The sequence below is a fragment of the Andreprevotia sp. IGB-42 genome (assembly GCF_009848685.1).
In the GTDB taxonomy this organism is placed as follows: domain Bacteria; phylum Pseudomonadota; class Gammaproteobacteria; order Burkholderiales; family Chitinibacteraceae; genus Andreprevotia.
Genome location: NZ_WXTX01000009.1, coordinates 188,836 through 214,019 on the forward strand (window position 1 = coordinate 188,836; position 25,184 = coordinate 214,019).

Below are 25,184 nucleotides of genomic sequence, written 5' to 3' on the forward strand. Positions count from 1 at the left end.
GATGGAGAGGAATGGGACTGGGGTCGGGATACCGGGAGCGGCTGGGCCGGCCCGGCACATGCGTACCGGGCCATCAACGGCTACTGGGCGGCTTCCGCCAGTTGCTGGCTGATGTGTTCGCGCAGTGCGCGCTTGTTCACCTTGCCCACGCCGGTTTTGGGAAAGCGGTCGACAAACACGATCCGGTCCGGAATCTTGAACTGGGCGATGCCGCGTTCACGCAAGAAGCCGTTGAGCTGCGCCGGGCGGATGGCCTGGTTGCCGGGTTCGCCCCGCAGGATGATGAAGGCGCAGGTCTTCTCGCCCAGATAGGCATCGGGCATCGCCACCACGGCGGCGTCGTGCACCGCCGGGTGGGCCAGCAGGTAGTTCTCGATTTCCTCGGCGGCCACTTTCTCGCCGCCGCGGTTGATCTGGTCCTTGGCGCGGCCGTCCACGATCAGGTGGCCGGAGGGCAGTTGCCGCACCAGGTCACCGGTGCGGTAGAAGCCGTCAGCGGTGAATGCACGCGCATTGTGCTCGGGCGCCAGGTAGTAGCCGCGTATCGTGTACGGGCCACGTGTCAGCAAATGGCCCAGCTCGCCGGGGGCAACCGGCTGGTCTTCGTCGTCCAGCACGCGTACTTCATCATCCGGCGAGATCGGCCGGCCTTGCGTGGTGGTGACGATCTCTTCGTTGTCGTCATCGCGGGTGTAATTCACCAGGCCCTCGGCCATGCCGAATACCTGCTGCAGCCGGCAGCCCAGCTCGGCCTGCACGCGGCTGGCTGCTTCTGCAGCAAACTTGGCGCCCCCTACCTGCAGCATGCGCAGGCTGGACAGATCATGCTGGCGTGCCGCGGCGGCATCCAGCCAGATCATGGCCAGCGGCGGCACCAGGGAGGTGACGGTGACGCGCTCGGCCGTCACCAGCGGGAAGCTCACCGCCGGGTTGGGTTGCGGCGCCAGCACCACCTTGCCGCCGGCGTACAGCACGCCCAGGCTGCCCGGCGAGCTGAGCGGAAAATTGTGGGCCACCGGCAATGCGCACAGGTACACAGTAGCGGCATCCAGCCCGCAGATCTCGGCACTGGCGCGCACGCTGTACAGGTAATCGTCGTGCGTGCGCGGGATCAGTTTGGATAAACCGGTACTGCCGCCGCTGAGCTGCAAGAACGCCACATCGCCCGCAGCCGGGCCGGCGATTTCGCACGGCGTGTCATACAGGCTGTCCAGCGCGGTGAACTCGGCGGCGTCGCCGGCCACGATCACCTGCAGCGGCTGGCTGCCTGCCGCCAGCACCTGGCGCGCCAGTTCGCGGTAATCGAAGCCCTGGTCGGTATCGGCAATGATGTAGGCGCGCGCTTCGGCAAATGCGCAGAAGTGGCCGATCTCGGTGCGGCGGTGTGCGGGCAACGCAAACACCGGCAGTGCACCGATGCGGAACAGTGCAAAGCACACGGCAAAGAATTCGGCGATATTGGGCAACTGCACCACCACGCGGTCTTGCGCACGCAGGCCGATGCGGGTGAAGCCGGCGGCCAGCTGGTTGGCACGCCGGTTCAGCTCGGCGTAGGTCCAGCGGCGCTGGCCGCAGACGATGGCTTCGCGCTGCGGGTGTTCATCCGCCCGCTGTTGCAGCAGCGCGCCAAAGGTCTGGCCGGTCCAGTAGCCGCTGGCGCGGTAGCGGGCGGCAAATTCCGCTGGCCACGGCGTAAAGCCGGGCAATGGCGTGGTGCTCACGACTGGCCCTCCAGGATGGCTTCAAGTTGTGCTTCCAGCTGCATCGCACCCAGCATGGTACGCAGCTTGGCGCTGGTTTCGCGCAGCTCCAGCACCGGCTCTGAGCCCGCCACGATGCCGGCACCGGCATACAGCGTGGCCGATTGCTCGCCCACTTCGGCGCAGCGGATGGTTACTGCCCATTCGCCATCGCCATCGGCATTGCACCAGCCGGTCAGGCCGGTGAAGAAACGGCGGTCGAACCCTTCCACCTGCTGGATGAATTCACGCGCGTCCGCAGTGGGGTGGCCGCATACCGCCGGCGTGGGGTGCAGCGCCAGTGCCAGTTCCAGCGCGGTGGTGGCCGGGTCGGCCAGCTCGCCATACACCTCGGTGGAAAGGTGCCACATGGTGGGCGTGGCCAGCAGCACCGGCTGGGCCGGCACGTGCAAAGTGCTGCAGAACGGGCGCAGCGCAGCGCCGACGGCATCCACCACCAGCGCGTGTTCGTATTTGTCCTTGGCCGATTGCAACAGGCCTTCGGCGCGGCGGCGGTCTTCCGCCGGATCGGCACTGCGCGGAATCGAACCTGCCAGCGGGTTGGAAACCACCCGCGTGCCCTGGCGCGTCAGCAGCAGCTCGGGGCTGGCGCCCACCAGCGTGCGCGGCTGTTCTTCACCCAGCGAAATGGCAAAGGTATAGCCACGCGGGTTGCGGCTGGCCAGCCGTTGCAGCAAGGCCGGTACATCGATGCCGGCCTCGACGGTGAGCGAGCGCGACAGCACCACTTTATCCAGCGCGGTATCACGCATGCGCAGCAGCGCACTGCTCACGTTGTCCTGATAGCCCTGCGGGCACGGCTGCATCTGCACGCGGCCGGGCTTGCGCAGGTTGCTGGGTTGCTCGGCCGGCACGGCATAGGCAACGGTGCGGGCCACGGCTGCGGCACTCACGCCGCTGCCCAGCTCGCAATGCGCCGGGATGAACAGCCGGGCCGGTGCATCCAGCTGGAAGGGAATCGCCCCCAGTAGCACGGGTGCCGGCTGGCCAGGCTGACGTTGCGCGTTGAGCAGCATGGTGGCATTGGCAGCCAGTTCGCTGGCGGGGCAGGGCGGCAATACTGCGGCTATGCCTTCGCCCAGCACGGTCTGGCGTGGCGAAGAGAACAGGCTGGCGCCGGTGTGGTAGCGGGCGAGCAGCTCTGTTGCGGAAGGCAGCGCCTTCAAACCGGTTTCGGCGGGAAGGGCGTTGGCGGTAGCGGGCAGCGCTGCTGGGGAATCGTGGAGGATGTCGTTCATGGTGTGAGCTTCCTTGCGGCGCACACCATGCAGCGGGGCATGATATGCGGGACTAAAGGATGGCCTGGCTGAAGACAGAATGGCTTGGCCCCCGGGGGCCGGCAGATGCCGGCATTGCCATGGCAAGAGCGAATCTTGCTGATATGCAAATGAGATTGACTCTCATTATCTTTGGATGCATGATGAATGGCAAGCGTTTCTTTCTTTTTTCATATGAAACAAAATGTTTATATGTAAGAAAATTCTTTCAAATCTGTACGCATGCTTGCGGGTCACGTTTTTGGTGTGATGCAGCATGCTGGTGTGGTCAGGCACGGCCGGCTGCGCGCGTTCTGCACGCCATAGCGCCTTGATCAGCGCCACGTTCACGTGATCAGATACCAGCCTGAATGGTTTGCCGTCCGCCACCGCGGGCAGCGCGCAAACCACACGACATCCGTTCCACCAACTTCCCGGGCTGCCCATGTCTTTGCGCTTGTCACTTCGTTCTGCCACCGCAGCGCTGCACGCCGAGCTCGATGACCTGCTCAGCAGCGATGCCTTTGCCGGTGTCGCGCAATACCGGCGTTTTCTGGCGGCGCAAGCGGCGGCGCTGGTGCCGCTGGAAGCCGCGCTGGAAGCAGCCGGCATCGACACCCTGTTGCCGGATTGGCCCGCGCGCTGCCGCCGCTTCGTGCTGCAGGCCGATCTGGCGCAACTGGGTGAGGTGCCGGGGGCGCCAGATGCGCCACCGCAGATTGCCGCAGATGCCAGCCGCTGGGGTTACGCTTATGTGCTGGAAGGATCGCGGCTGGGCGCGCGTTTGTTGTCGCGCCAGCTGGAGGCCAGTGGCAACCCGGCGTTGCAGGCCGCCGGCAGCTTTTTGCAGCACGGTAGCGGGCAGCCGTTCTGGCAGACCTTCCTGACCGGGCTGGAACAGGTGGATGAAGCGGATGCACCTTTGGTGCATGCCGGCGCACAGCACGCGTTTGCGCTATTCATCGCAGCTGCCCGCCACAGCCAGGCGGTGCAGGGCCAGACTGCCTGATCCGGTTCCACGGATCCGCTGCAACTGATTGGCACATGCCGGGTCAGATCAGGGCAAGCCGGATCAGGGCTGGGGGCAGTGCGCGGCGTGTTATTGCAGCAACGTGGCCGGCTGGGCCTTCAGCAGTTCGCTGACGCTGTTGGCCAGTTGCTCGGGCGAATAGGGTTTCTGCACGATGCCGGAGTTGGGCAGGTCCAGCCGGCCCAGTTCCACATAACCGGTAACGAACACCACCGGCAGCATGGGGCGCAGTTTGCGTGCTTCGCCCGCCAGCTCTGCGCCATTCATGCCCGGCATGGCAAAGTCTGCCACCAGCGCGTCGATCTGCGGATTGTTGCCCAGCAACGCCAGTGCTGCCGTGCCGCTGTCCGCTTCGATCACCTGATAGCCGAAATCCGCCAGCTGTTGCGTATTGGCCTCGCGCACGGCGGCATCGTCATCCACCACCAGCAAGGTCATATGCTGATCTGCCTGCGCGCCTGCCATGGCCGCTGGCTCTGCCGCCGCCTCGGGTGTGGGCGCGTTGATGCGCGGCAGATAAACGGAGACAGTGGTGCCAACGTTCTCGCGCGTGTCGATGCTGACGCCGCCGCCCGATTGCCTGGCAAAACCGTAGACCTGCGCCAGCCCCAGGCCGGAACCCTTGCCCACTTCCTTGGTGGTGAAAAACGGCTCGAACGCGCGCGCCAGCACGGCGGCGCTCATGCCGCGGCCGGAATCCTGCACCGACAGGCACACGTATTCGCCCGGTTCCGGCGCGCCCGGTCCGGGGGCTTGCGTTTCCACGGTGACGTTGCGGGTGGATATCTGCAAGGTGCCGCCCACATCGCTGGCATCGCGTGCATTGATGGCCAGGTTGAGGATCACCATTTCGATCTGTGTGGGGTCTACCAGTGCCGCCCACAGGTTGTCTGCCAGCGCGGTGTCCAGCTGCACGCTGCCACCCATGGTGCTGCGCAGCAGCTCCAGCATGGTGTCCACCATCCGGTTGAGATTGACCGCCTTGGGCGCCAGCTGTTGCTGGCGCGAGAAGGTGAGCAACTGCGTGGTGAGCTTGCCGCCACGCTGCGCAGCGCTGCTGATGGTAGCCAGCCGCTGCAGCGTCTTGTCCGGAATCTCGAACGCGCGCAATTCGCGTTCGGTAAAGCGCGCGTTGCTCAGCACCACGGTCAACAGGTTGTTGAAATCGTGCGCCACACCGGCGGTCAGCTGGCCCACTGCCTCCAGCCGCTGCATTTTCTGCAGCGTGGCTTCCACGCGTTCGCGTTGCTCGATCTGGCTCAGCAACTGCTGGTTACTGGCGGCCAGTTCTTCCAGTCGCGCACGTTCCTGCGTATCGTCGCGCACCACGCAATACAGCAGTCCGTCGGCACGCACCACCGTCCATGCCAGCCAGTATTGCCGGCCCTTCTCACCCTTCCCGCCGTGCACGCGGGTCTTGAAGCGCACCGCCGCATGGCCTTCCGCCAGGCTGCGTAGCCAGTCTTGCGTGCCCGGGATGTCTTCGTCGTCGATGAAGCGGTAGATGGAGCCTGCCAGCAGCGTATCGTGCGGCACATCCAGCGTATCGGACCAAGCCGGGTTGAGCGTGATCGGCGTGAGGTCATCGCGCATCACCGCCAGCATGTCGTGCGACAGCGCCCAGATGCGGTCGCGCTCGCGGGTGCGGATCAGCACCAGTTCTTCCAGTACGTCGTTCAGCCGCACCATGGCCGCGCTGGCCGCATGGCGCTCGGTCACATCCATCAGCAGGCCAACGAAATGCGTGCAGATGCCCCGGTCGAAGAAGGCCTTGCCGCAGGTATTCACCCAGCGAATCTGCCCGTTGGGCAACTGCACGCGGTAATCGGTATTGCATTCCGATTGCTCGGGCGAGCGCGTGGTATCGGCCACCACCTGCGCCATGCGCGCGCGGTCGTCCGGGTGCACGCCGTGCGTGAACACGTCGAGATCGACATGGGCATCCGCCGGCAGCCCGAACATCTCCTTGCAGCGCGCATCCCAGATCAGCTCGCCGGTGGGTGGGCGGTAATCCCACATGCCGAACTGGCCGGAAGCCACCGCCAGTTGCACATTGATCTGGCTGGCGGCCAGCGCGCGCTCCGCCTGGTAACGCCGTGACCGCTCGCATACCAGCGTCAGCGCGCGTTCCACCGATTTCGGCAGCAACGCCAGCCGCTGCTTGAGGATGTAATCGGTGGCGCCGCGGCGCATCATGTCGACAGCGGTTTCCTCACCGGTTACGCCGGATACAAAAATGAACGGCACATCCGGGCAGTGCAGGCGGGCAATCTCCAGCGCCGCCAAGCCGGAAAAACCCGGCAACACGAAGTCGGACAGGATCAGCTCGAAAGGCTGCCCCTGCAATGCCGCGCGCATGCCGGCTTCGCTGTCCACCACCACATAGCTGGCCCGGTAGCCGGCGCGCTCCAGCATGATCTGCGTCAGCTCCGCATCCAGCGGGCTGTCTTCGATCAGCAGCACCTGCAGGTTGCGGCTGTCACAGTTTGTATCTGTGGCCTCACTCATCGTTGCGCCCGGTGCGCAGCCGCTCGTGCCGGTGCGGCTGGCCGATGGCGCGGTAGCGGGTGGAGCCCGGCGGTGGTTCGTTCACCACCGCCCAGAAGATGCCCAGCTCGGTGATCGCGGACACGAAGTCCTTGAACTCCACCGGCTTCACCACGTAGGCGTTCACGCCCAGTTCGTAGGCACGCATCAGGTCGGGTTCTTCCTTGGATGAGGTCAGCATCACGATGGGGATGCTGCGCAGCTCCGGCGTCTCGCGGATGGCCTTGAGCACTTCCAGCCCGTCCACCTTGGGCAGCTTCAGGTCCAGCAGGATCACCGCCGGGTTGCCGTCCTGCCAGTTGGCATAGTTGCCACGGCGGAACAGGCAATCGAGCGCCTCTGCGCCATCGCGCAGCACGATCACTTCGTTGGCCAGCTGGCTGCGCTCCAGCGCGATCAGCGTCAGCTCCAGATCCTTGGGGTTGTCCTCGACGAGGAAAATAGGCTTGAGCATGGTTCACCTGTTGTTTTTCGTATTGTTGGTAATGCGGCGCGGCAAGGCGATATGGAACGTTGCGCCTGCGCCCGGCTGGCCTTCAGCCCAGGTCCTGCCGTGGTGCCGCTCCACGATGCGCCGTACATTGGCCAGGCCGATGCCGGTGCCTTCGAACTCTTCCATGCGGTGCAGCCGCTGGAAGACGCCATACAGCTTGCTGGCGTATTGCGGATCGAAACCCACGCCGTTGTCGCGGATGGAGATCACATCTTCGTCGCCTTCCTGTTGCGCGCCGATCTCGATCTGCGCCACCTCGCGCAGGCGCGTGTACTTGATGGCGTTGGCGATCAGGTTGCGCAGCGCCAGGTGCAGGAAGGTGTTGTCCGCCCACACGCTGGGCATGGGGTGTATCTGCCATTCGATCTGGCGGTCTGCATAGTCGGGCAGCATTTCGCGCTGGATGGTGGCGATCAGCTCGCCCACGTCCACACGTGTCGGGCGGATTTCCGAGCGGCCCATCTGCGAGAACGTCAGCAGGTTATCCACCAGCTGCCCGGCAAAGCGTGCCGATTCGCTGATGTTGTCGAGGAAGTGCTGGCCGCGTTCGGTCAATGCCTGCTGTTCGGTATCCACCAGCAGTTCGGCATAGCTGGCGATATGCCGCAGCGGCGCGCGCAGATCGTGCGATACGCTGTAGGAAAATGATTCCAGCTCGCGGTTGCTCTTTTTCAGCTCGTCCGCCAGCTGCGCCAGCTCTTCCGCCTTGCGCAGCACGATGCCCAGCACCGCGCCGCGCAGTTCCAGCGCGCCATCGATCTCTGCCGGCAACCACGGGATGCAGAAGCCACGCAGCGTTTGCTGCCAGCTGGCAAAGCTGGCGCGCGGGTTCAGTCGCAGCTGGCCATCGGATTCCGCCTGCACTTTCACCGGTTCGCCCGCCCACGATACGGTTCGCACCGTTTCCGGGCGGAGCCAGATCAGGTAGTGCGGGTGCAGCTCGGAAATCGATACCGCCAGCACGCCGCCGGCGAATTCGGCCAAGCCATCGATATGCGGCAGATCGCGGCTGATGCAGTCGCTGGTAAACACCTCTGCCGCATGGTTGGCGGCCAGCCATGCCACCAGTTGCGCCACGCTGTGCAGTGGCGGCACCACGCCCACGCGCTCGATGCCGCTGGCGGTGACGATGGCCGCACCGCTGGCGCGCGCAAAGCCCAGCAGCACGCCGGGCATGGCCAGCAGCCCTTCGTGCACGCTATCGCGATCTGCCATCGCGGACAGCATATGCACCACTTGCTGGCGCAGACTGAGCATGTGGGTGGCAACCTCGTGCGCCTCTTTGGCTTCGATCTGCAGCGACAGGATATTGCCCAGCAGCTCGCACGCGGTGCGGGTGTGGAAGCGCACCGGCGATGGCGCATGATCGTGGCAGGAAATCAGCCCCCACAGTGCATTGTCGATGACGATGGAAACCGACATCGATGCCTGCGTGCCCATGTTCTTCATGTATTGCAGATGCACCGGCGAGACGCTGCGCAGCATGGCCAGGCTCAGGTCCAGCGGTGCGCCGTTTTCCGGGTTGACTGGGGGCAGCAACGGCGATGGGGTGTAGTCCGCATCCTGGATCACGCGGATGCGGTTGAGGACATACAGTGCGCGTGCCTGCGCCGGGATATCGCTGGCAGGGAAGTGCAGGCCCAGGTAACGGTCGTAGCCGTCATCCACTTCTTCGGCAATCACGTGGCCGTGGCCATCGGCATCGAAACGGTAGGCCACCACACGGCCGTAGCCGGTAATGCGCTTGACCTCGCTGACTGCCAGCGCGCACATGGTTTGCACATCCACCGCCTCGTGGATGCGGTTGACGAAGGTGCGCACCAGTGGATACATGCCGCTGAATGCCTGCTCGCTGCTGCCATCGGCCGGCTCGAACTCCAGCACCAGCAGCTGCGCCTGGCGGTGCACCACCCATTCGAATGGCCGCAGCGTGCCATCGGCATGGCGCAGTGTGATCACACCCAGGTGGTGCGGCTCGCCATAGTCGCCCGTCAGCCTGGCGGCCAGTGGCGTATCGCTACCCAGCAATGCCACCAGCGGTGTGCCGAGCAGCGCTTCGGCAGCATGCCCCAGCCAGGTTTGCACGCTCTGGCTCAACTGGCGGATGCGCAGCTCGGTATCGTCGATCACCAGCAGGAAACCATGCGGCTGCACGCTGCCGGGCACGCGGATAGGCTCCTGCGCGCACCACGCCTCTGCTGCCGACATCACTGCGGTTTGATCATCGCTCACCGTGTTGCTCCCATGCCTTTGTGCGCTGCCTGATTGCCCGGCACGCAGGCCGGGTGTTTTATCACTGGTGTAATGGGTGCAATTATCAGCGATACCGGCCGGACATCCTGTAGGAAGAATACCGATTTGCACCGGATATGATGCCGACGGCGATACCGGTTGCAGGCTTGGGTTCCCGAGCGCCCGCCAAGATCCGGTATGACCCGGCAGGCTGCAAATGCGTGGCTTGGTGGGCCACCGCGGACGCGGGCATCCGCAGGTGGCTGGAACAGAGGCAGAAAAACAGATAGCCCAGCAGGGCTGGGCTATCCGGGGATGCCGCATGTGCGTTCAACGTATGAAGTCAGCAACCTTTTCGTTCAGGCCGCATGCACATGGCCGGCATCAAAGCACGCACAAGATATAGTGATAATCACTATTACCTGGTTGGAAACCACGGAATTGCGAGCCCGGCACATGCCGCAAGCAGTAGTCCTGGCCATTCGGATCCTGCGCGTTATTCGCAAGCGAGAAAGCATAAGTTTGAGCAGAAGCACTCTGCATGACGCTGAACAACACTACACCCAATGCAAACAATTTTTTCATGACTCGTCCTGTGAAATAAATGATTGTGGTGATGATGCGCTATGGCCTTGATCGGATATCACCCTGCTGGGCAATATCCATGACTTGGCTGGTAATTTAGTACTCAGCTATAGTCTGATTCATCTTAGCATTTTGCTTGCATTTGCTGTCAATGAGCGTGCTGGTAGTGTTGTGTCTGCAGGCGCACCATCCCGGGATCGGGTGGTGCTTTGAAGCCGCACTTGCTTGCCGAGAGCCAGTGCAACACCGCAGAAGGATTGCCCGGTCGGCAGCGCATGGCTGGCGCTTTGCTGCACAATGCAGCATGTGGCCGGCGAACCCGGCAAGGACACCATGAGCCCCGATAGCCAGAAAATCCGCTTCTTCCGCTCGCGCATTCCCGCGTTTGCCTGCAAGCCGGGCTGCCATGATTGCTGCGGGCCGGTGACCACCTCCAGCGAGGAAATGGCCCGCCTGCCGGTGAAAACCGCAGCGGAACACGCACAGGCGCTGGATGATCTGAGCTGCCCGCACCTGGGGCCGCACGGCTGCGAAGTGTATGGCGAGCGCCCGCTGATCTGCCGGCTGTTCGGCACCACCCCGGCACTGCCATGCCCGAATGGCTGCGGGCCAGAAGAGATGACCGAGCCCGATGTGGTGGCACAGATACACCGTTTTTTCCGCGAAACGCGGCAGGTACTGGTTTAGCGGGTTTGCTGATCATGGCCACCGGCTTTCACATGACGAAGGCATGGTTGCTGCCGTTCACTTGCTCTAGAATCAGCCACATGAAAAAGCTGCGTTCTTTCCTCATGTTGCCGACCATCGTTGCCCCGATGGTTTTTGTATCCGTGTCTGCACCGGCACAGGATGCAGAGAAATTACGGCTGATAGGAAAATTGATAGAAAAGGCCCAGCTCAACGAGCAGACTGCATATGGGGTGATTCTGGGGGCAAAACGCGCTGTAGCGGATGGCAAGGAGTCGCCCGTTTATTTTCAGTGCATATCAGCGCTTGATGCAAAATTGTTCACGCCAGTATTCATATCCTTGTTCTCTGAAGACATTTCAGTGACAGCACTCAAAGAGGGCGTGCAGTTGTTTGATACGTCGCCCGGAAAGAAATTCATTGCATACTCATTCCGCGGGATCGAATCCCAGGCAGGTTTTCCTCCGAGCAAACCAGCCGTCGAGATCACCGCAGATGACGCAAAGGTAGTCAATGCTTTTATTGCTTCTCCATTGGGGCAGAAGATGACCGTTTCTTCTCCCGCATTGAAAGCGGAAATCAGCAAAATTCTTCGGCCGATCATTGCGAAATGCATGGCAGAAAGCGCTGCGGCAAAGTCCACTGCAGCCGGGAAACGCTGAAGCCGCGCTGGACATTGAAGGAGCGCATTCGGCCAATGTTCGCAAGGCGGTTCGGTCAAGGATGGCGTTATGAAGGTGCAGACCATGGATCGCCGCATCATCCGGAAAAACCGTCGTTTTACCTTTGAAACAGATCAGGGTAACGACGGTTTTTTTTGAGCGAAATCGGATCTGCCAGGCACTGCAAACGTGGTTGCAAATGTATCTGCCCTGCGGGGGGCGTGTGCGTGGAAGCCGGCAGTGGGCGTGATGGACGACCTGTGGCGCATTGCTTGCGGCGCGCCTGATAGCGCGCTGACTGTACCGCGCACACCCGCACGGTTCCCCACCGCACCCGCCGGCCTTCCGTGCACGCGTCAACCCAGCCGCATCGACAGCTCCACATCCGCCGCAAACGGCACCGACAGATAACCACCGCCCACCGCGCGTACCTGTGCCAGGTATTCCGGGCTGTCGTCCGCGTTGTCGGCAATGATCAGCGCACCGGGCCGCAGGTGTGGTGCCAGCAGTGCCAGTATCTCCGGATAGAGCGCCTTGGCGCCGTCCAGCAACACCAGATCGATGCGGGACGGCAGATCGCGGCTGAGCGTTTGCAATGCATCGCCCACGCGGATTTCCACCAGATCGGCGAGGCCGCCGTCTGCCAGGTTCTGCTGCGCACGCGCCACCTTGGCGGGTTCGAACTCGCTGCTGATCAGCTTGCCGCCACCGTTGTCGCGCAGCGCCGCGGCCAGGTGCAGCGTGGAGATACCGAACGAGGTACCGAACTCGACGATGTGTTGCGCGCCGCTGCTGCGCGCCAGCATGTACAGCAACTGGCCGGTTTGCGGCGAGACGGCCAGCGGCACATCCTTCAGCCGCGCATACAGCTCGGCGTATTCGGTTTTGCTTTGCATCATGCGGGCCAGGGTATCGCTGGTCAGGTCGGCAACGGCCGCGTGGGTAGCTGGCGCTGCCGCATCTGCAGCGGCAAACAGGCTGGCCAGCAAAGGGGCCAGCGGAGTGGTGGTGAGGGTGTTCATGGGTGGTGCTCCGGTGAAAAATTGAATGCATTGCAGTGCCGGATTAGAATACGACTAATCATTCACATTTCACTATTCGCATTGCCAGGCACCGATGACCGAACATGCCCGCCCGCAGATTTCCTCGCGCAAACAGCCCAAACAGGCCCGTTCGACCGAGCTGGTGGCTACCATCCTCACGGCGGCTATTCAGGTTTTGGCCAAGGAAGGCGCGCAGCGTTTCACTACCGCCAGGGTGGCGGAGCGTGCCGGCGTGAGCATCGGATCGGTGTACCAGTACTTCCCTAATAAGGCAGCCATCCTGTTCCGTTTGCAGAGCGATGAATGGCAGCAAACCAATGCGCTGCTGCGCGGCATCCTGCAGCAGATGGACCAGCCGCCGCTGGCGCGGCTGCGCACGCTGGTGCATGCGTTCATCCACTCGGAGTGCGAAGAAGCCGAAATGCGCGTGGCCCTCAACGACAGCGCGCCGCTATACCGCGATGCGCCGGAGGCTCACCAAGCCAGGGCCTCGGGCGAGCGCACCATCGCGCTGTTCATGCAGGAAATATTGCCGGCTGCTACCGACGCCACGCGCGCGCTGGCGGGCGAGCTGGTCACCACCACGCTCAGTAGCGTAGGCAAGCAGTTTTCGGAAACGCCGCGCACCGCCGTGGAAATCGCCGCGTATGCGGATGCGATGGCGGATATGTTCTGCGCGTATCTGCAGGCGCTGCAGCGCGAGTGATAAGTGGCTGGCGGGGGCGCCGGGCAGCCCCATTCGGGCCTGCGTGGCGTGCTGGTGCCGGTTCGCAGCGCGGAATGCCGGCCACGATCCGGATGCGGCGCCGCTAAAACGGCTGGATGGCGCTGCTGCCGTGGGCTGATCTGCCGGCCTGCTGGTTTGCGCTGTTTGGCGCTGATGTCCGGCGCATGTGCAACGCATTGCCGCCCCGGTATCGGGCGGTATTCACAATGATTGTCGTCCCGAACGCTGCCCGGCCATGTTGTTGCAGGCAGGCATGCGCGCATGCCGCAAGCATTTTCTTTCTGTTAAATTGTCTGCGCGCTGAAGATGCCGCTGATCCGGCTGCTATCAACCACCCCGGCTAAACAGGAGAACACATGCCCAAAGGTTACTGGATTGTTCGTGTCGATATTGCCGACGCCGAGCAATACAAGGAATACGTTGCCGCCAACGCCGCGCCGATACAGCAATACGGCGCCCGCTTCCTGGTGCGCGCCGGGCAGTTCGAAAACCCCGAAGGCAGCAGCCGCAGCCGTAATGCGGTGGTGGAATTTCCCAGCTATCAGGCGGCGCTCGATTGTTATCACTCGCCGCAATACCAGGCGACGATCCGCCTGCGTGAACACGTCTCAACGCTGGATATGGTGATCATCGAGGGAGCCGAATGATGATCCCGGCGGGTAACCCAGATTCGGCTGCATAAAGCGGCTTTTGCCGTACCACGTTCCTTTTCAAGGATTGCAATGGCGCTGAATATCGAAGCGAATGGCCTCTTTCAAACCCTGGCCATTTTATTCCGCCATCATCGTGCTGCCGGTCAAATGGGCCGCAGGCTTTGTCGATGCCGGGTGCAGTGATTTCATTTCCAGCTTTGTGGCCGTCGCGCTTGGCGCGGTAGCTGCCGGCGTGGTGGATACGGTGGTGGGCGGTGGGCTGGGTGTCTTGCTGGCGTTTGCGATGATGAACCTGTTGCAGATGCTGATCCTGAAAGTACCGGCGGGCAGCGTGTTCGGTTTCTTTTTCATCGCCATTTTCCTGCAACTGGCGGTGGGGTTTGCCATTGCCATCATGCCATCCGGTTTGCTGCAGGGATGAAGGGTGGGGCAGCGCAACAGCAGCGATCCACTTGCGGGAAGAAATGCCCACGCTGGATATGCTGATCACCATGGAGGAAAGCGCATGCCAACCTTGATGGGCCTGAACCGGTTCAAGCCGCTTTTGCCGGCGGCCAGATGCGATGAATGACATCGATCATCAGCGCGCTGCGCTGAAGCTGGCGGGATTCGATACCGCTGTGGTTGAAGCGCTGGTTGCTGCCGCGCTACGCAGTCAGACAATGCACGAGCTGCAAATCGCGCTGGCACAGCTGGAACCGGAAGCAAACCAGCTGGATTGGCCGTTTGATAGGGATTTCGCTGCCTTGCTCATCCAGGTGAAGGCATCTGCACTATTGCCGGGCGCATTGCGGCGCGCCGCACTGGCATTTGCATTGGCACGTGCGCGCTGGTGTGCCAGCGCGGCAACGTCTGGCAGTGAAGGGCTGGCCCGCATGTGCCACGTGCAGGAACTTGAGAGGCTTCTTGATCGGCAGGCCGGGTGAAACGTCAGGCAGCAGGCAGGCAAGCGGCCTGCTCCTGGTGTATTGCAGCAGCGGCGCTGCTAGGAATACACCATCATCGATTTTCAAGCCCGTCTTGATTTACTCGTCGGCATGCCGATCTCGCATGTCTGGCCAAGCTATGGCCTGTGCTGTTTCTGGAGCGCGTTGACTGAATGGCGCCGTCCCGATGGCTCGCTGGGCAACCTGACGGTGAAGTGACCATGCATCGTTGCACGCGTGGTGCGTGACTCGAAAGCGTTGTGTGTTCGACCCATGCACCGCCTGAACAGGCCCGCTCCACCGGGCTGGTGGCAACACCACTTTCCGCCCCGACCACCCGTCATGCTATTGGCATGGATTGCTGACTGAAAAGTGGTTAATATCGCAAGTAATTTGCAAGCAAATCAGAGCCAGGAGCCTCGCCATGTCATACACCCCGCAGAACTGGATGTCCCAGCCACAGATCCAGCAGCGCCAGCTGCACGAGATACTGATACCCGGCACGCACGATTCCGGCACGGAAGGGTTTCCGGCGGGATCGCCATCGCGCACCCAGTATTACAAGATCAACGAGCAACTGGCTGGCGGCGTGCGCTTTCTGGATTTGCGGCTGGCCTATAACGCCGTCGAAGGCAATTTCCATGTGGTGCATGCAAGTGACGTGGATTCATCGCTCAACTTCGATACCGTGGTGAAGTGGTGTGCCGACTTCCTGTTGCAGAACCCCGGTGAAACCATCCTGATGAGCATCAAGCAGGAGGGGGCAGCGCCCGGTGGAGACGATGCATTCGGCCAGGAGCTGACCGCGTGGCACAGGCAGCACGCCGCTGCCGGCGACTGGAAGGCAGACCTCTGGTATACCGACGACAGCGCCATTCCTACCGTGGCGCAGGCCAGCGGGCGCATCGTGCTGCTGCGCCGCTATGCGGCCCCGGTTGTCCGCACACCGGCAGACATCTTCTTTGGCGGCTTCAACCTGGCGCCGATCAACGGCGCGCCGCAGGGCCGTTTTCAGGTTTCCCCATCACTGATTTCCTTGCAGCTAGGCGATCTGCAAACCACCGTGTACTGCGTATATCAGGACCAGTACACGTTTGCCAGCGACGACAAAGAGCCCGCGATCGATGCCATGCTGGTTGAAATGGCCCACTACGGCAGTTATCTGGGGGCACCGCTGAATCAGGCATGGTTCTTCAACTTTGCGTCCACCGCCAACCCGGGCCCGCTGCGCGCGGCAGAGAAGATCAATCCGTGGCTAAAAGAGCAGCTGGACTTCCGCTACACGCTGCAACGGAAAATCTATGGCGTACTGATCACTGACTACGCGCAGCCGGAGGAATGGCAGCAGATTTATGCAGTGAATTTCTTCGGCACCTGAAGGGCAAGGGGCGCTGCCGACTGCGCCAGCGAGCTGGCCGACGCCGCAAGCATTGGCCAAGCCCCTCTATCTAATATAGCGGGGTGCCTTGCCCTGTATCCGGGCTGCATGTGGCAGCGTGGCGCAATCCAGCGTTATGCTGGCACCTGCATGCCCGGGAATGGGCGCCGCCATGGAGCAAACATGACTACACCGGCTACACAAGAAGACCCATCCGCCACGCAGCGCATCTCGGCCAAAATTGCCGAGCTGGGCGGCTGGCGCGGCGCCACGCTGGCCCGTGTGCGCCAGCTCATCCACGAGGCCGATCCGGATGTGCAGGAAGAATGGAAATGGGATATCCCGGTGTGGTCGCACGACGGCATCATTTGCACCGGCGAAACCTACAAAGCCAAGGTGAAGCTGACCTTTGCCAAGGGCGCCGCGCTGGACGACCCCGATCACGTGTTCAATTCCAGCCTGGACGGCAACACCCGCCGCGCCATCGATATTCTGGAAGGGCAGCAAGTGGACGAGGCTGCGTTCAAGCTGCTGGTGTTGCAGGCGGTGGCGCTCAATGCTGCCAAGCCGGCGAAAAAATCCAAGGCCTGAGCTGATTCAGTGCGGTCTGCACCCGGTTTGCACGAGCGGTGCGATTGCACCTGCTGCCTGCTGCCTGCTGCCTGCGGCCGGACCGGGCCAGCGTTCACGCTCCTGTTTTGCGTTTCTTGAAAGCTGGAATGCCTTCACCGTGGTGTACAGTCCTGATGGCACACCTGAAAGCCCGACTGCTGGCCGAGCTGGCCAAAATCGAAGGGGTAGAGGATCGCCCGTCACCTGTTGCGGGCGGTTCTGCATTGTTCTACTTCGGCAAGGAGTTCGCGCATTTCCACAATGCCAACGAGCTCGATCTGCGCCTGACCAAAACCGTGATCAGGCAGCTGGGCCTCACACACCCGGCTGGTTCGGTGCATCACCCCAAGCGCGCGGCAGGTTCGGCGTGGATCGAGGTGCGCTTCGCTACCGCTGATGAGATCGAGCGGGTGGTCGGGTTGGTGCGGCTGGCTGTTGCACAACGATGAGTGCGTACAGGCGGTTGTGGCAGGTACCGGCGACGGTCAGGCCGAACCGCTGCGCGCATTGTTCCTGCCGGCGCGGTAACCGCTTGCGTTGCCAGGCAAGGCTGTTGCGGCACAGCACTGAAAGCAGCACGTGGCAGGTTGTCAGTGACAACAGTGTTTCATCCACGCCCGGCGTGTGCGCGGCCACTTGGTTACGCCGTGCTGCTTTGCAATAATGCAGGATTGCGCTGACATGCGGCCGGCCCCGGACTGCAAGCAGCCTTACTGGTTACTTGGCAAGGCAGGCATGAAGCTCTACACGTTTTTGCTGGAATTCGAAGACAGCACGTATGCGTCGCAAGTGCGTGCGCCTTCCGAGCTGGAGGCGGCAAAAGTATGGTGCGAGCAACTGATGGCCAGAAACCATATCGAAGGGCTGGATATCTATGTGCTGGCCGAATTGCGCGCCAGCCTCAACGAAAACTTCATGGCCCCGCTCAACGGCCTGGAAAAAATCTGGCGCTTTTCCTTCCAGGTGGATGATGTATCCGGCACCGGCAACGTGATCGAGACCGCGGTAGACCCGTGGCTGGCGGCGTCGAAGGTCATACACTGATTGCCCCATGCGGCGTGCTCACGCCCAGCGCCCGGCCACCTTGGCTGCAAGTCATGCCCTCTTGAGCAAGGATGTTGTGTGCCTGATACGTCTGCATTGATCGCTGCTTTGCTGCAGGCAACGGATCATCCAAGCAGAAATGCGCTGGCGATCAAACTGGCCGAATCCGGCGTGCCCGAGGTTTTACCGGTATTGCTGGCGCTGATAGAGCGGCCGGATCTGCAGCACCATCGCGGTACGCTGGTGCATTGCTTGGGGTACTTTGATTGCCGCCCCCATTTCAGCAAGCTGGTCGATCTGGTAATTGCCGGTAACTGGGAAACCGCGCACGAAGCCTTTGGCGTGCTGCAAGCCATCGATACGCTGGGTACAGATCAGGTGCTTGCCGGTTTCAATGCGCTTGAAGCCGCATTGCAGCACACCCCGGAGGATTGGCATGCCGGGTTGATCACAGACCTGCTTGCAATGTTTGCATGACGGCATGCGCCCACCTGCAGCCGGTAAACCGCTCAACCCGCCTTGCCTCCACCCCGGCTGGCCAGCGCATTGATATCCGCCGCCTCCAGTACCGCCTTGGGCGCACCATGGCGGGCGGCAGCCAGCATGGCTGCACCCATCACATCGGTGGTCAATATGGTATTGGGCAGCAGTGCGCGCAACAGCGGCAGCAGCGGTTTGCTCAGCGCGTAGAACACCCGGTAAGCAGTGGTTTTGGAGCGCACGCCATGCGTGGGCTGGATTACGCCGGGGCGGAACAGGTACACCGCCTTGAACGGCAGGTGCTGTAGCGCATTCTCGGTGCGGCCCTTTGCCCGTGCCCACATGCTGCTGCCTTGCTCGCTGCTATCCGTGCCCGCGCCGGATACATAGATAAAAGTCATCTGCGGGTTCAGCCGCGCCAGCGTGCTTGCCGCAGCCAGCGTGATGTCGTAAGTCAGGCGGCTATAGTCCGCCTCGCTCTTGCCGGCGGACGATACGCCCAGGCAAAAGAAGCAGGCATCAAAGCCGGTCAGTTCGGACTCGATCTGGCTGTAGTCCAGCATGTTTTGCAGAACCACTTCGTGCAGCCTGGCCTGCTGCAGGCCCAATGCGGTGCGCCCCACCGTTTGTACCATGCGCACATCCGGCGCCTGCAGGCACATGCGCAACACGCCCTGGCCCACCATGCCGGTGGCGCCGAACAGCAGGATTTTCATCGGTGTTCCTTATGGAGAGGGGAGGGTGCAACTGGCTTGGCTGGCGATGCAGCAAGGGCCCGGCGCGTTCATGCCGGGCGGCCGGCTAGCAGAAATGAAACCAGCGCGCTATCAGAGTGTTGGCTTTTGTTCCTAACAGTCTATGGCTTATTCGTGCGATGTGGCATGCCTGTGTTAGTGTGGCGCCCGAAAATCCCATACGCCTGTCAGCGCAGCTCGCGCAGGCAAGTCATACTCCTTGATGTTTGCACCCCTGATGCCTAAATCCACTCGCTCTATAGTCCGCAGTCTTTCCCTCCTGGTTTGCGACCGTTTCAGTAACTATTTGCACCTGGAATGGCGCTAACGCCACCATCGCCGCCGGTAGCCGTACCTGGACAATCAGCGAAACCACCGCAGCAGTGTACCTGGGCACATCGCGCACGGTGCGCATTACCCGGCCAGATGGTACCTACTGGCAGATCCTGATGGACCCCAGCCAGTCGATGAAGAATACCCAACTGGCGGCCACCCGCTATATGGGCGGTATCCCCACGCAGATCACCACGCCGTGGGGCGGCTGGATCACCTATCGTTTTGCCTGGCAGAACGGCGAAGTAGACCGCAATCTGTGTTCGCACGGCACTAGTTCTACCGAGTGCAGCCAAGCCGCCAACCGGGATCTGTTTTTTGCCAACCGCAACGTGAATGGCCCGGTGTTCTGGAAAAAGGCCACATCCGACAACGGCAGCTGGACGTTGGCAGACAATGAAAACATTGATGGCTACGGCATTTTGGCATTGACCACTCCGGTCAGTACACGCCAGATGGATGTGCGCATCGGCAGTACCTTGGTCAGTAGCGAGGTATCCAGTTTTGTTGGTACTGGCGATACCCTCAATTGCAATTACGACCGCTGGCGCGTGGGCTTGCTGAAGGAAAAGCGCATCAAGAACGGCAGCGGTGCCGATATGCAGGTGGAAACCAGCCAGTGGCAGCCACGCCTCGTAGTGCCTACCGGTTTCCAGTATTCCAGTCATGTGGGCTGGAACGGCTGTGACGGCACAAGTGGTGTCAACTTCCCGTGGCAATCGCAACACAAGGTGGTGCTCGGCAACGGCACTTACGTCACCGATATCAGCAGCGTGGATGCCTACCTGCGCCCGTTGCAGGTGGTGGAAACCGCCACGGAAGGTGGCGTGCTCAACACTGGTAAAACCCGCACTACCGTCAATACCTATGAAACGCTGGCGCAATACTGGCGGCTGGACCTGCAGAAGACCCAACAAATCACTGCTACTGGCCAAGCGCAGGGCAGTTCTTCCAGCACCATCTTCGATATCTACGGCAACGCCACCAGCAGAACGCAAAATGGCGTTACTGTCGGCTTCAGCTACGATGCCGCCGGCAACCTGGCCAGTGTGACGTCGCCACGCGGCGCAGTCACCACCTTCAGTAACTACACCCGCGGTACGCCGGGTACGATCGTCAAACCGATCCAGAGCAGCACTGACCCAGCCAGTTGCAAGCCCACCGATGTCAGCGGCACCTGGACGCTCGGCATCAATGCCTATGGTCAGGTGGAAAACAGCACCGATCCGCTGCAACGGGTTACCCGCTTTGCCTATGACAATATGGGCCGGCTGATCACGATCACCCCGGCTATCGGCAATCAGACCACTATCAGCTGGGCTGCCAACAGCCGCAGCCTGACGCGTGGCCCATACGGCAATGCATATACTGAAGATGATCAATACGACGGCTTTGGCCGCACCATCAGCAGTAGCAGCAATGGCAGCACAGTCATCAGAAGCTACGATGCGCTGGGCCGGCAAACCTTCCAGAGCTATGTCAATACCGGCCTGGGTGATACCACCGATTATGATGCACTGAGCCGGCCAACCCGGGTTACCCACAGCGATAGCTCGGCATTGGTATATGGCTATACCAATGCCGATTACTACGTGACCAGTGAGCGCGGCTATACAACCATCTACCGGTTCCTGGCGTATGGCAATCCGGGCAACAAAATGCTGACCAAGGTGGAGGCACCGCAGTCGGTTGCCACTGCCACCACCACCATAGACCGTGATCTGCTGGGTAATGTAAAGAGCGTTACGCAAAATGGCGTAACCCGCTACTGGGGTTATGACAGCCGCTTCTTCCTCACCAGCCGTACCGATCCGGAAATCGGCTTGACGCAATATGGCCGTGATGCCGAAGGCAACCTGACCAGCCGCCAGGTTGGTAGCCAGGCCGCCACCCTCTACGGCTACGATGCGCAAAACCGTTTGCTGTACTCGCACTACAACGACGGCAGTGCGGGGGACGTCTGCGTGCGCTTCGATGCTGCAGGACAACTCAAGTCCAACACCAACGGTAGTGCAGCACGCAGCTACAGCTACGACCAGAACGGCAACCTCAAGCAGGAAGCACTGGTCGCCGCCGGCAAAACGCTGACGCTGGGTTACAACTACAACAGCAACGACGCACTGGACAGCATCGTCTACCCGGATGGCCGCAGTGTGGCGTATGCGCCGGATCGCGCTGGCCGCCCCACCAAGGCAGGCGATGCCATTACCGGCGTCTGGTACCACCCGAATGGCCTGATCAGCAACGCCACCTACAGCAACGGCCTGGGCATGTCGCAAACGCTGGATAGCCGCCTACGGCCAAAAAACGTGCGTGTAGGCAACAATGCCAGCGCTGGCAGCTGCAGCGCCGCCGAAGCCTATGCCGCTAACCCGCCCAGCAAAATCCTGAGCGATGCCGCCGGCAGCTACGTGATGGTGCGCGATGCCTCCGGCAACCTGGTGCGGCAAAACGTGGGCTATGTCAGCCTGGGGGATGAAGAAGGCATTGTGCCGATGCTGAACCTGCCCAAGGAAGTGACCAACCGCAACAGCACCACCTGGCAGACCTTCAACAGCCAGTTGGCCACGCTGCGCGGCCAGGAAACCAACCACCTGGATAGCAGCACTTGCGCCACCAGCAACAGCACGGTCGATCCGCTCAATACCGCCTATGGCTATGACAGCGCCAATAACATCACCTCGATCAGTGACAGCAGCTACCCGGGACTGAACCGCGTGCTGGCTTATGACGGCCTGGACCGGCTGATTACCGCCAACGCCCCCAATAGCTGGGGCAATGGCAGCATCGCCTACGATGGCAATGGCAACATCACCGGCCAGTCATTCGGCAGCTTCGGCATCACGCAAAGCTACAACACCGCCACGCAAAAGCTCACCAGTGTGAGTGGCAGCAAGGCCTACACACTCAGCTACGATGGCTGGGGCAACGTCACCAGCCGTGGCGATGGCCAGACCTTTACCTACGATGCCGCCGGCAACCTGGGCTATGTGAACAAAGCCCAGGGCAGCCAGATCCACTATTACTACGATGGCAGCGGCACCCGGGTGGCTAGCGAAAGCAGCACGCTGAGCAAGGTGGAGTTCACCGGCCAAAACGGTCTGCTGTACTACGAACAGAATCTGGCGACCGGCGTGGCCACCAGCCACCTGTACTTGGGCCGTGCCAAGGTGGCGGATATCGACAGCAGCACCGGCACCACGCTGTTCCATAACGATCTGCTGGGCAGCCCGATCGGCGCATTCGATGTCAATGGCAACCTGCTGTGGCGTGCCAACTATCGCCCGTATGGCGACAAGGTGGTGGACGGCGACGGCAGCAAGAACAAGCAGTGGTTCACCGGCAAGCCATATGAAGACCAGACTGGCCTGAGCTACTTTGGTGCCCGTTGGTACGATCCTGTGCTAGGCCGTTTTGGTGGCATGGACCCCGTAGATTGGAACGAGAAAAATCCCATCCACAGTTTTAACGCTTTGGTATATGCAAACAATAATCCCTTTAAGTATATCGATCCGGATGGCAGATCCCCTGGGCAGTGTTGGGCATGCTTGTTTGGCACAGCGGTACATGAAAGGTTTTTTGCGTACGCTCGAGAAAAGGGCTTTTTAGCCAATACTACCGCTCAAGGTACTTTTGATGGGCGGGTGGATTTAATGGATCCTAAAACGAGAACTATTGCCGAAATTAAGTCCGCGGCTTCGCTTGCTTCGGCAAGTGAGGCAAAAAAGGCAGCAGAACAATTGTTGGGTTATGTTCAACAATCAATTGAAAATGGAAAACCCGTGAGTATCGCGGCAGATGCTAGTCTGTTTTTGGGCGGAGAACTTTCGATTAATCTAAGCATGACACATTGGGGAAAAGAGTATGACATACAGTTTTTTTCCCAGTATGGACAGCCAGGTCAATTGGCTTACAGAGCAACTTTAAAAAAAGAAAAGTCTGAGCCATCGACTTCGACGACAACGGCAACTTCAAATTCCACTTCCACAGCTGCCGCTGCCGCTGTTTTGGGAGCAATTGGTTTGGCTCTTGCTGCGATGTGAGGGGGAATGAATGAATCAAAATATCTGCTTGATAAATCGACTTGGCAGTGATTTGTCTACCTTGGCTCGCTATTTTTCTGAGGCGAGAGCATCGTTGCTGCTCGGCCAGCACAATGTATGCCAGATTTTTATTGAAAATGACGAACGCTTTTTTGAGAGCGGTGATGCAGAGATTTATGATGCTTATTCAAAGGAGCTTATCTCTTCATCTGTTGGCAATTTTCATTCTTCATTGAATTGTTGGGGAGGGTATTTTTCTTCGAAATTATTGAATGAATTAAGGTCGGAAGTTTGGCGAGAGGAAATGGGTTTCTGGTTTTCGCCACTGCCTTGGCACGTGCGGCAATGGAGAGTCCTGCATGAAAATGCCGCACGATACCACCAGGAAAGGAACAAGCATTTGAGTCGCTGGCATTTTGAGCTGGCGAATGAAGCAAAAAGAAACTTTCCAATTGAAGAGGTGTGGGGAAAGAAAGAGGTGGTTGACGTACTTGATCCGGCATTGGCCCAATTTGGCTTTAAGTCTGCTGGCGTAAGTAAGAATTATGCGACGTGGAAGAAAAGTCTAAGACATGACTGGACTCTGCTTTGGCGTTTCGACTTTGCTGAAGCAGGTATGCATAGTTCGGGGGGCGTTTATGGATTTTCTCTTTCTTTTTTGTTGTCAAATAAATTTTTTGACAAAGCGTCACTTCCGCGTCAATTTAAAGCCGGTTTTCCGATTTCATATCATTTGGTTGCACCCTATCTTGGAGAAGCCTACTCTGTTTTTAGGGATGGCGGTGAGTTTCTAAATGCGTTGAATGCACATTTGATGGTTTTTTCACTGCTAAGACAAGAAATTGAAAGCATCGTTGACGGTGTAATTGATGATTTGTCTCCATTGCTTGATAGAAATGAAAAATGAAAGTGCGATGTTCTTGCTGGTAATGAGTACATGAAAGGTTTGATATGCTAGAAAAAATGATCTGGATTCTGGCCAAAAACGAAGTGCACTGGGTGCTGAGGCCGGTGGGCGGGAATATCCCCTTATTTTTTGTGGGCAGGTTTTATGTGAATGGAATTGTTGGGTCGTTTTAATCTTGCTGCGGAAATGCTGCTCTATAGTCCAGTTCTTGGTGGGTGTCGCTCTTATGGTATCCACTGCTCACATACAAGATGCTGATGCGATTCATGATGAGCGCTTGACTAAAATGGTCTGGAAATGACTTTCAAGAAAGAGTTTTTGAAGAACAAAGCGGATCTGATTTCTGTTTTGGAGGAAAGAGGTTTTACAGTTATCTGGAAGGTGCTGGATTTACGATTTGCCGCTACGAAGCCGTTAAGCGAATTTTTGGATTTGGTACTGCTTCTTTCCCCTTGGGTTAATGGTTCATTTCAAGCGTCTCTTTTGATAAAGGTAAAGAATGTTGGGCCCTTTGCAGGCTTGGAGCCTGTAGAGAAAGGGGAAGACGGTATATGTGTCTCATCTGTGGATTTGAACTGGTTACGTATTAATGCAGAGCCTGAAAAGAAAAAGCAGTATGAAGATGATTACGTACTGAAGTCCGATTTGGGCACGCAACGTGTGCTGCATGATTTGGATACGGTTGGTTTTCACTACTTGGAAAGCTGTGTGCCCTTGCCAAAACTCGCGCAATTTCTTCTTGAAATAGAAGCTTACCCAAGAAAAACCAAGATGGGTGGCGAGCCTGTCTCGGCCGATCCCTTCGTTTATGCAGCCGCGATCTATATTTTGTTGGGAGATGTAGAAAAATCCAAGGCTGCTCTGCAAAAAGGTTCAGTCGCTTTCTGTAAAGAAAAGGCTACTCTGCAATGGCAAATTGCACGCTGCGAACGCTTTAAAATATCTAGGAAGTTCCTCGAGACTTTCTTTGTGGATTGATTGAAAATCAGCATCAATATGCGTGCCTGGAATCAGGTCTCAAGAAATGTCTGGAAATGTCCGGGGTCAGGTCT

Annotated in this window: 23 protein-coding genes; 15 read left to right on the forward strand and 8 right to left on the reverse strand. The window is 59.9% G+C overall.

Annotated elements, in window-relative coordinates:
- Positions 1 to 80 precede the first annotated feature (80 nt).
- Together IGB42_RS15040 and IGB42_RS15045 are read right to left on the reverse strand one after the other, a co-directional pair.
- Positions 81 to 1,721 carry a (2,3-dihydroxybenzoyl)adenylate synthase gene (locus IGB42_RS15040; RefSeq protein WP_159673057.1) on the reverse strand — a complete coding sequence of 547 codons (1,641 nt, stop codon included), beginning with the start codon at positions 1,719 to 1,721 and terminating at the stop codon, positions 81 to 83.
- Positions 1,718 to 2,998, reverse strand: coding sequence for an isochorismate synthase (locus IGB42_RS15045; protein WP_159673059.1), 1,281 nt, complete (start codon positions 2,996 to 2,998; stop codon positions 1,718 to 1,720). Before IGB42_RS15045 ends, IGB42_RS15040 begins: the two co-directional genes overlap by 4 nt.
- A 475-nt stretch (positions 2,999 to 3,473) precedes the next feature.
- Between IGB42_RS15045 and IGB42_RS15050 the strand changes: the two genes are divergently transcribed.
- Complete coding sequence (locus tag IGB42_RS15050; RefSeq protein WP_201799955.1) at positions 3,474 to 4,025, forward strand: biliverdin-producing heme oxygenase; 552 nt, start codon at positions 3,474 to 3,476, stop codon at positions 4,023 to 4,025.
- Positions 4,026 to 4,115: 90 nt separating this feature from the next.
- On the opposite strand, the gene IGB42_RS15055 is transcribed toward IGB42_RS15050, so the two are convergent.
- From IGB42_RS15055 to IGB42_RS15070, 4 genes are all read right to left on the reverse strand, one after another.
- On the reverse strand, positions 4,116 to 6,554 hold the full coding sequence (locus tag IGB42_RS15055) for a response regulator (RefSeq protein ID WP_159673063.1): 2,439 nt from the start codon (positions 6,552 to 6,554) through the stop codon (positions 4,116 to 4,118).
- A complete protein-coding gene (locus IGB42_RS15060; protein ID WP_159673066.1) occupies positions 6,547 to 7,047 on the reverse strand; it encodes a response regulator in 501 nt (166 codons plus the stop codon). The genes IGB42_RS15055 and IGB42_RS15060 overlap by 8 nt, the downstream gene beginning before the upstream one ends.
- Positions 7,048 to 7,050: 3 nt before the next feature.
- Entirely contained in the window at positions 7,051 to 9,318 is a 2,268-nt protein-coding gene (locus IGB42_RS15065) for an ATP-binding protein (RefSeq protein ID WP_236822599.1), read from the reverse strand.
- A 384-nt stretch (positions 9,319 to 9,702) separates the two neighbouring features.
- Positions 9,703 to 9,903, reverse strand: coding sequence for a hypothetical protein (locus IGB42_RS15070; protein WP_159673068.1), 201 nt, complete (start codon positions 9,901 to 9,903; stop codon positions 9,703 to 9,705).
- 333 nt (positions 9,904 to 10,236) lie between these two features.
- On the opposite strand from IGB42_RS15070, the gene IGB42_RS15075 reads away from it, so the two are divergent.
- Positions 10,237 to 10,590 carry a YkgJ family cysteine cluster protein gene (locus IGB42_RS15075; RefSeq protein ID WP_159673070.1) on the forward strand — a complete coding sequence of 118 codons (354 nt, stop codon included), beginning with the start codon at positions 10,237 to 10,239 and terminating at the stop codon, positions 10,588 to 10,590.
- Positions 10,591 to 10,670: 80 nt separating this feature from the next.
- Positions 10,671 to 11,252 (forward strand): hypothetical protein, encoded by a 582-nt coding sequence (locus IGB42_RS15080; protein WP_159673072.1) that lies wholly within the window; start codon positions 10,671 to 10,673, stop codon positions 11,250 to 11,252.
- Positions 11,253 to 11,608: 356 nt separating this feature from the next.
- Here IGB42_RS15080 and IGB42_RS15085 read toward each other — a convergent pair whose 3' ends face one another.
- A complete protein-coding gene (locus IGB42_RS15085) occupies positions 11,609 to 12,274 on the reverse strand; it encodes an O-methyltransferase (RefSeq protein ID WP_159673074.1) in 666 nt (221 codons plus the stop codon).
- 94 nt (positions 12,275 to 12,368) lie between these two features.
- On the opposite strand from IGB42_RS15085, the gene IGB42_RS15090 reads away from it, so the two are divergent.
- The 9 genes from IGB42_RS15090 to IGB42_RS15130 all read left to right on the forward strand — a co-directional run bounded on the left by IGB42_RS15090 (position 12,369) and on the right by IGB42_RS15130 (position 18,112).
- The gene (locus IGB42_RS15090; RefSeq protein WP_159673076.1) at positions 12,369 to 13,001 is read left to right on the forward strand and encodes a TetR family transcriptional regulator; all 633 of its coding nucleotides are present in this window, start codon (positions 12,369 to 12,371) and stop codon (positions 12,999 to 13,001) included.
- A 377-nt stretch (positions 13,002 to 13,378) separates the two neighbouring features.
- On the forward strand, positions 13,379 to 13,669 hold the full coding sequence (locus tag IGB42_RS15095) for a DUF1330 domain-containing protein (RefSeq protein ID WP_159673078.1): 291 nt from the start codon (positions 13,379 to 13,381) through the stop codon (positions 13,667 to 13,669).
- Between the two features lie 97 nt (positions 13,670 to 13,766).
- Entirely contained in the window at positions 13,767 to 14,096 is a 330-nt protein-coding gene (locus tag IGB42_RS15100; protein ID WP_159673080.1) for a hypothetical protein, read from the forward strand.
- A gap of 142 nt (positions 14,097 to 14,238) precedes the next feature.
- Complete coding sequence (locus IGB42_RS15105) at positions 14,239 to 14,601, forward strand: hypothetical protein (RefSeq protein ID WP_159673082.1); 363 nt, start codon at positions 14,239 to 14,241, stop codon at positions 14,599 to 14,601.
- 424 nt (positions 14,602 to 15,025) lie between these two features.
- Positions 15,026 to 15,979 (forward strand): phosphatidylinositol-specific phospholipase C domain-containing protein, encoded by a 954-nt coding sequence (locus IGB42_RS15110; protein ID WP_159673084.1) that lies wholly within the window; start codon positions 15,026 to 15,028, stop codon positions 15,977 to 15,979.
- Positions 15,980 to 16,162: 183 nt separating this feature from the next.
- Positions 16,163 to 16,570, forward strand: a complete 408-nt coding sequence (locus tag IGB42_RS15115; RefSeq protein WP_159673086.1) for a DUF1801 domain-containing protein — start codon at positions 16,163 to 16,165, stop codon at positions 16,568 to 16,570.
- Between the two features lie 155 nt (positions 16,571 to 16,725).
- Positions 16,726 to 17,040, forward strand: coding sequence for a luciferase family protein (locus tag IGB42_RS15120; protein ID WP_159673088.1), 315 nt, complete (start codon positions 16,726 to 16,728; stop codon positions 17,038 to 17,040).
- Positions 17,041 to 17,272: 232 nt separating this feature from the next.
- On the forward strand, positions 17,273 to 17,635 hold the full coding sequence (locus IGB42_RS15125) for a hypothetical protein (protein ID WP_159673090.1): 363 nt from the start codon (positions 17,273 to 17,275) through the stop codon (positions 17,633 to 17,635).
- A 78-nt stretch (positions 17,636 to 17,713) separates the two neighbouring features.
- Positions 17,714 to 18,112, forward strand: a complete 399-nt coding sequence (locus IGB42_RS15130; RefSeq protein ID WP_159673092.1) for a hypothetical protein — start codon at positions 17,714 to 17,716, stop codon at positions 18,110 to 18,112.
- A 32-nt stretch (positions 18,113 to 18,144) separates the two neighbouring features.
- On the opposite strand, the gene IGB42_RS15135 is transcribed toward IGB42_RS15130, so the two are convergent.
- On the reverse strand, positions 18,145 to 18,831 hold the full coding sequence (locus tag IGB42_RS15135; RefSeq protein ID WP_159673094.1) for an epimerase: 687 nt from the start codon (positions 18,829 to 18,831) through the stop codon (positions 18,145 to 18,147).
- Between the two features lie 401 nt (positions 18,832 to 19,232).
- On the opposite strand from IGB42_RS15135, the gene IGB42_RS15140 reads away from it, so the two are divergent.
- The 3 genes from IGB42_RS15140 (at position 19,233) to IGB42_RS15150 (ending at position 25,110) form a co-directional block, all read left to right on the forward strand.
- Positions 19,233 to 23,225 (forward strand): RHS repeat domain-containing protein, encoded by a 3,993-nt coding sequence (locus tag IGB42_RS15140; RefSeq protein ID WP_159673096.1) that lies wholly within the window; start codon positions 19,233 to 19,235, stop codon positions 23,223 to 23,225.
- Between the two features lie 10 nt (positions 23,226 to 23,235).
- Positions 23,236 to 24,132: a hypothetical protein gene (locus IGB42_RS15145; protein ID WP_159673098.1), complete on the forward strand. Its 897-nt coding sequence runs from the start codon at positions 23,236 to 23,238 to the stop codon at positions 24,130 to 24,132.
- A 297-nt stretch (positions 24,133 to 24,429) separates the two neighbouring features.
- Positions 24,430 to 25,110 carry a hypothetical protein gene (locus IGB42_RS15150; RefSeq protein WP_159673100.1) on the forward strand — a complete coding sequence of 227 codons (681 nt, stop codon included), beginning with the start codon at positions 24,430 to 24,432 and terminating at the stop codon, positions 25,108 to 25,110.
- The last annotated feature ends 74 nt before the right edge of the window (positions 25,111 to 25,184 follow it).

Bases quoted from the DNA above. Each gene is read 5' to 3' on its own strand.
- IGB42_RS15095 (WP_159673078.1), top strand. From the start codon at position 13,379: ATGCCCAAAGGTTACTGGATTGTTCGTGTCGATATTGCCGACGCCGAG.
- IGB42_RS15145 (WP_159673098.1), top strand. From the start codon at position 23,236: ATGAATCAAAATATCTGCTTGATAAATCGACTTGGCAGTGATTTGTCT.
- IGB42_RS15070 (WP_159673068.1), bottom strand. From the start codon at position 9,903: ATGAAAAAATTGTTTGCATTGGGTGTAGTGTTGTTCAGCGTCATGCAG.
- IGB42_RS15045 (WP_159673059.1), bottom strand. From the start codon at position 2,998: ATGAACGACATCCTCCACGATTCCCCAGCAGCGCTGCCCGCTACCGCC.
- IGB42_RS15100 (WP_159673080.1), top strand. From the start codon at position 13,767: ATGGCCTCTTTCAAACCCTGGCCATTTTATTCCGCCATCATCGTGCTG.
- IGB42_RS15135 (WP_159673094.1), bottom strand. From the start codon at position 18,831: ATGAAAATCCTGCTGTTCGGCGCCACCGGCATGGTGGGCCAGGGCGTG.
- IGB42_RS15080 (WP_159673072.1), top strand. From the start codon at position 10,671: ATGAAAAAGCTGCGTTCTTTCCTCATGTTGCCGACCATCGTTGCCCCG.
- IGB42_RS15055 (WP_159673063.1), bottom strand. From the start codon at position 6,554: ATGAGTGAGGCCACAGATACAAACTGTGACAGCCGCAACCTGCAGGTG.
- IGB42_RS15060 (WP_159673066.1), bottom strand. From the start codon at position 7,047: ATGCTCAAGCCTATTTTCCTCGTCGAGGACAACCCCAAGGATCTGGAG.
- IGB42_RS15105 (WP_159673082.1), top strand. From the start codon at position 14,239: ATGAATGACATCGATCATCAGCGCGCTGCGCTGAAGCTGGCGGGATTC.
- IGB42_RS15115 (WP_159673086.1), top strand. From the start codon at position 16,163: ATGACTACACCGGCTACACAAGAAGACCCATCCGCCACGCAGCGCATC.
- IGB42_RS15110 (WP_159673084.1), top strand. From the start codon at position 15,026: ATGTCATACACCCCGCAGAACTGGATGTCCCAGCCACAGATCCAGCAG.
- IGB42_RS15150 (WP_159673100.1), top strand. From the start codon at position 24,430: ATGACTTTCAAGAAAGAGTTTTTGAAGAACAAAGCGGATCTGATTTCT.
- IGB42_RS15125 (WP_159673090.1), top strand. From the start codon at position 17,273: ATGCGGCCGGCCCCGGACTGCAAGCAGCCTTACTGGTTACTTGGCAAG.
- IGB42_RS15085 (WP_159673074.1), bottom strand. From the start codon at position 12,274: ATGAACACCCTCACCACCACTCCGCTGGCCCCTTTGCTGGCCAGCCTG.
- IGB42_RS15120 (WP_159673088.1), top strand. From the start codon at position 16,726: ATGGCACACCTGAAAGCCCGACTGCTGGCCGAGCTGGCCAAAATCGAA.
- IGB42_RS15090 (WP_159673076.1), top strand. From the start codon at position 12,369: ATGACCGAACATGCCCGCCCGCAGATTTCCTCGCGCAAACAGCCCAAA.
- IGB42_RS15075 (WP_159673070.1), top strand. From the start codon at position 10,237: ATGAGCCCCGATAGCCAGAAAATCCGCTTCTTCCGCTCGCGCATTCCC.